This is a genomic window from Kitasatospora sp. NPDC007106 (assembly GCF_040634455.1).
Classification (GTDB): domain Bacteria; phylum Actinomycetota; class Actinomycetes; order Streptomycetales; family Streptomycetaceae; genus Kitasatospora; species Kitasatospora arboriphila.
This window is the reverse complement of the sequence record NZ_JBEYFP010000570.1, coordinates 1-3,937: the sequence shown is the minus strand read 5'-3', so window position 1 is coordinate 3,937 and position 3,937 is coordinate 1. Positions and strand designations below refer to the sequence as shown.

The following is a 3,937-nucleotide window of genomic DNA, read 5'->3' as shown; positions in this document are numbered from 1 at the left end:
CGGGTCGGTCAGCACGGCGACGGCGCCCGCCGCCACCGCCTGTCCGGCGAAGGCGGCGCCGTGGTGGTTGGCACCGGGGAAGGCCACGTACACGTCGCCGGGACGCACCGCCCGGGAGTCGTGGGTGATGCCGGTGACCCCGGTGTCCTCCGCGCCCTCGGCGGGCGCCAGGCCCAGCTGTCGGGCGACCTCGGCGAGCGGCAGCGCCGCCGGGCTGGAGGGGCGGGGCGGGCTCGCGGAGATTTGATCGGGTTTCGGCACGGCGGGCAGGGTATCGGCCGAAGGGCCTCCAGGGCCAAACCGGGCGGGGGTGCCCCCGTCGTTCCGCTCCGCCGGGCGCGGATCGCTGCTGCGGTGGTCGGGGGCGTCGTTCATCAGGGCTTCCAGTCGACGGGCAGGTTCGGCGCCTCGCTGCCGCTCGGCGCGACCCGCAGGGTCTTCAGGGCGAACTCCATCACCTGCTTGAACACCGGGCCGCACAGCTGGCCGCCGAAGTGGCCGTTGACCGGGTCCTGGATCACGCAGGAGACCGTGACCCGGGGCTGGTCGGCCGGCGCGAAGCCGATGAAGGAGGCGGTGTACCCGGAGTACCGGCCGGTCTTCGGGTCCACGCGGTTGGCGGTGCCGGTCTTGCCGGCGACACGGTAGCCGGGGATCGCCGCCTTGGTGCCGGTGCCCTGCTCGTCGGTGACGACGGACTCCAGCATCTCGGTGAGCGTCTTCGCGGTCGCCTCGCTCACCACCCGGGTCTGCGCGCCCGGCGGGGTCGGGGTGTAGCGGCCGTCCGGGCCGGTGGTGCCCATGACCAGGCCGGGGGCGACCCGCACCCCGCCGTTGGCGATGGTGGAGAAGACCGAGGTGGCCTGCAGGGCGTTGACCGACAGGCCCTGCCCGAACGGGATGGTGTACTGCTGCGAGCCCTTCCAGTCCTCCGGCTTGGCGAGGATGCCGCGGGTCTCGCCGGGGAAGCCGAGGCCGGTGGGCTGCCCGATCCCGAACTTCTGCAGGTAGCCGCCGAGCACCTTGTTGGCCGCGGCCTGGTCCTTGCCCAGGTGCTCGGCGGCCTCGATGGTGCCGATGTTGGAGGACTTGGCGAGCACGCCGGCCAGCGTCAGGTACCAGGTCTCGTGGTCGACGTCGTCGTGGAAGACCCGGTCGGAGCGCTGCAGCGTGTTGGGCACGGTGACGTGGGTGTCCCAGCTCGCGGTGCCGGTGTCCAGCACCGCGGCCATGGTCATCAGCTTGGCGGTGGAGCCGGGCTCGTACGCGTCCTGGACGGCGGCGTTGCCGAGCTGCTCGGGCCGGGCCGAGGCGAGCTTGTTCGGGTCCAGGCCGGGCGAGGTGGCCATGGCGAGGACCCGGCCGGTCTTCACGTCCTGGACGACGACGTAGCCCTTCTCCGCCCCGGCGTTGGCGACCTGGTCGGTGATGGCCCGCTGGGCCGCCCACTGGATGTCCTTGTCGACGGTCAGCCGCAGGTCGGTGCCGGGCACCGGGGCCTGCATGCCGCCGCCGGAGCCGGGCACGATCCGCCCGCCGACCGAGGCGTAGGTGGAGCGGCCGTCCACGCCCGCGAGGTCCTTCTGGTACTGCAGCTCCAGGCCGCCGGTACCGGTGCCCTCGGCGTTGACGAAGCCGACCAGGTTGCCGGCGAGGTCGCCGGCCGGGTAGACCCGCCGCTTACTGGGCGACCAGACCACCCCGGCGAGGGTGTTGGCGCAGGCGGCGTCGACCGCGGTGCGGCCGCCCTTCTCCACGGGCTTGCCGAGCAGCTGCCGCTGCCCCCGGCAGGCCTTGCTGTCGGCCTGCTTGGCCAGGTCGGCGCGCAGGTCGGCGATCCTGTTCTTCGCCTCCGGGGTCTGCCGGGGCGCGAGCAGCGCGTACCGGCTCTTCGGGTTCTTCGGGTTGAGGTGCAGCAGTCCGGCGATCTTCTCCTGGGGCACGCCGAGGATCGGGGCGAGCAGCGCGGCGGCCTGCTCCGGCGCGTCCGGGACGTGGGTGGCCGCGGGGGTGAACAGCGTGGGGTCGGCGGTGATGTCGTAGGCGTCCACGGTGGTCGCCAGGACGGTGCCGTCGCTGGACGTTATCGAGCCGCGCTCCGCGGACAGCACGACCGGCACGTACTGGTTGGCGCCGGCCTCGGAGGCGAGCGCGTGCGAGTCGAGCAGCTGCAGCTGGACGAGCCGTCCGGCGAACACCGTGAAGACGACGACCAGCGCGATGCCGGCCAGCCGCAGCCGCTTGCGCGGGTCGGCGAGACGGATCATGCGCGGCTGCGGGCGGGCGGCGGGGCGCTGCGGGCGGCGGGCCGGGCGGGCGGCCCGGGGGTCGGCGCCACGGCCGCGGTCCGGGCGCGGGGGCGTCCGGCGGGCCTGGTCGGCGGAGCGCGGGCGGGGGGTGCGGGCCCGGTCGGCGGGTTTGCGGCCGGGCTCGCCGGGGCGGTGCGGCCTGCGGTCGCCGGGGCCCTGCGGCCGGCGCGGTGTGCTCATCGTCCGCTCCCGGGGTGCGGGGCCGTCGGGGTCGCCGTGGCCGGCGGGGCGGGGGCGATCTGCACCCCGTCGTCGCCCGCGGTCGGCGAGGGGGACGCCGGCGCCGGGGCGCCGGCGGAGGGGTCGCCGGAGGGGGCCGCGGGCGCGGCGGAGGCGTCCTCGGGCCGCTTGACCGGCGGGCTGTCCTGGGCCTGGCCGGGCTTGCCGAGCACCTTGCCGTCGTCCTGCAGGAAGGCCGGGCCGCCGCCGGGCACCATGCCCAGTTCGCGGGCGCGGCGGGCCAGTGCGTCGGGGGCGGCGTTCTGGTCGATCTGCGCCTGCAGGCCCTGCTTCTCGTCGGTGAGGTCGGTGGTCTGCTTCTTCAGCCGGGACAGCTCGAAGGAGCCCTCGTTGAGGGCGGTGTTGAGCATCAGCAGGCCGAGCAGCCCGGCCGAGAGCAGCACCACGATCAGCACGGCGAACGGTGTCCGTCCGCGGACCGACCGGGACTGCGGACGGGCGGTGAGCCGACCCCGTCCCGCCTGCCCGGGGAGCGCGCCGCTCCTCCGGGTCCGACCGCCCCGCCCGCCCGCGGGCAGCAGGGGCCCACCGCCGGCCACCGGCACCGCGCCCTCCCTCTCGCCGTTCCTCGCTCGCCGTCCGCCCCGGTCAGCGCCGGGTCGCCCTGATCCTCTCCGCCACGCGGAGCCGGACGGGCGCGGCGCGCCGGTTCTCCTCGATCTCCGCCTCGGTGGCCAGCACCGCGCCGCGGGTGTGCAGCTTCAGCCAGGGCTGGTGCTCCTCGGGTACGAACGGCAGCCCGGGCGGGGCGGTGGACGTGGCGCCGGCCTGGAAGTACTGCTTGACCAGGCGGTCCTCCAGGGACTGGTAGGACATGACCACGATCCGGCCGCCGACCGCGAGGCGTTCCAGCGCGCCGGGGATCGCCCGGTCCAGCACCTCCAGTTCCCCGTTGACCTCGATCCGCAGGGCCTGGAAGGTGCGCTTGGCCGGGTTACCGCCGGTGCGCCGGGTCGCCGCCGGGATGGCGTTGCGTACCAATTCGACGAGACGCGCGCTGGTGGTGAACGGTTCCTTCTGCCGTTCGCGGACGATCACCGAGGCGATCTTCCCGGCGAACCGCTCCTCGCCGTAGACCTTGAGGATCCGGGCGAGGTCGCCGTGGCTGTAGGTGTTGAGGACCTCGGCCGCGCTCAGCCCGCGGGTCTGGTCCATCCGCATGTCGAGCGGGGCGTCCTGGGCGTAGGCGAAGCCGCGGTCGGCCTCATCGAGCTGCATCGAGGAGACGCCGAGGTCGAACAGGACGCCGTGCACCTCGGGGATGCCGAGGTCGTCGAGGACCTGCGGGATCTCGTCGTACACGGCGTGCACCAGGGTGGCCCGGTCGCCGAACGGGGCCAGGCGCTCGGCGGAGAGCCGCAGCGCGGCCGGGTCGCGGGCGTGCGGGT

Annotated in this window: 4 protein-coding genes; all 4 read right to left on the bottom strand. The window is 75.0% G+C overall.

Annotation, left to right across the window (positions count from 1 at the left end):
- The coding region (locus ABZ641_RS28575; RefSeq protein ID WP_359986311.1) for a Mur ligase domain-containing protein at positions 1-261 on the bottom strand (261 nt) is incomplete at its 3' end.
- A 113-nt stretch (positions 262-374) separates the two neighbouring features.
- The gene (locus ABZ641_RS28570) at positions 375-2,489 is read right to left on the bottom strand and encodes a penicillin-binding protein 2 (protein WP_359986308.1); all 2,115 of its coding nucleotides are present in this window, start codon (positions 2,487-2,489) and stop codon (positions 375-377) included.
- Positions 2,486-2,944 (bottom strand): cell division protein FtsL, encoded by a 459-nt coding sequence (locus ABZ641_RS28565; RefSeq protein ID WP_359986305.1) that lies wholly within the window; start codon positions 2,942-2,944, stop codon positions 2,486-2,488. Before ABZ641_RS28565 ends, ABZ641_RS28570 begins: the two co-directional genes overlap by 4 nt.
- Before the next feature lie 193 nt (positions 2,945-3,137).
- A partial coding sequence (gene rsmH, locus ABZ641_RS28560; RefSeq protein ID WP_359986302.1) for a 16S rRNA (cytosine(1402)-N(4))-methyltransferase RsmH occupies positions 3,138-3,937 on the bottom strand: 800 nt, incomplete at its 5' end.

Coding starts and splice junctions, on each gene's coding strand:
- ABZ641_RS28570 (WP_359986308.1), bottom strand. CDS start 2,489: ATGAGCACACCGCGCCGGCCGCAGGGCCCCGGCGACCGCAGGCCGCAC.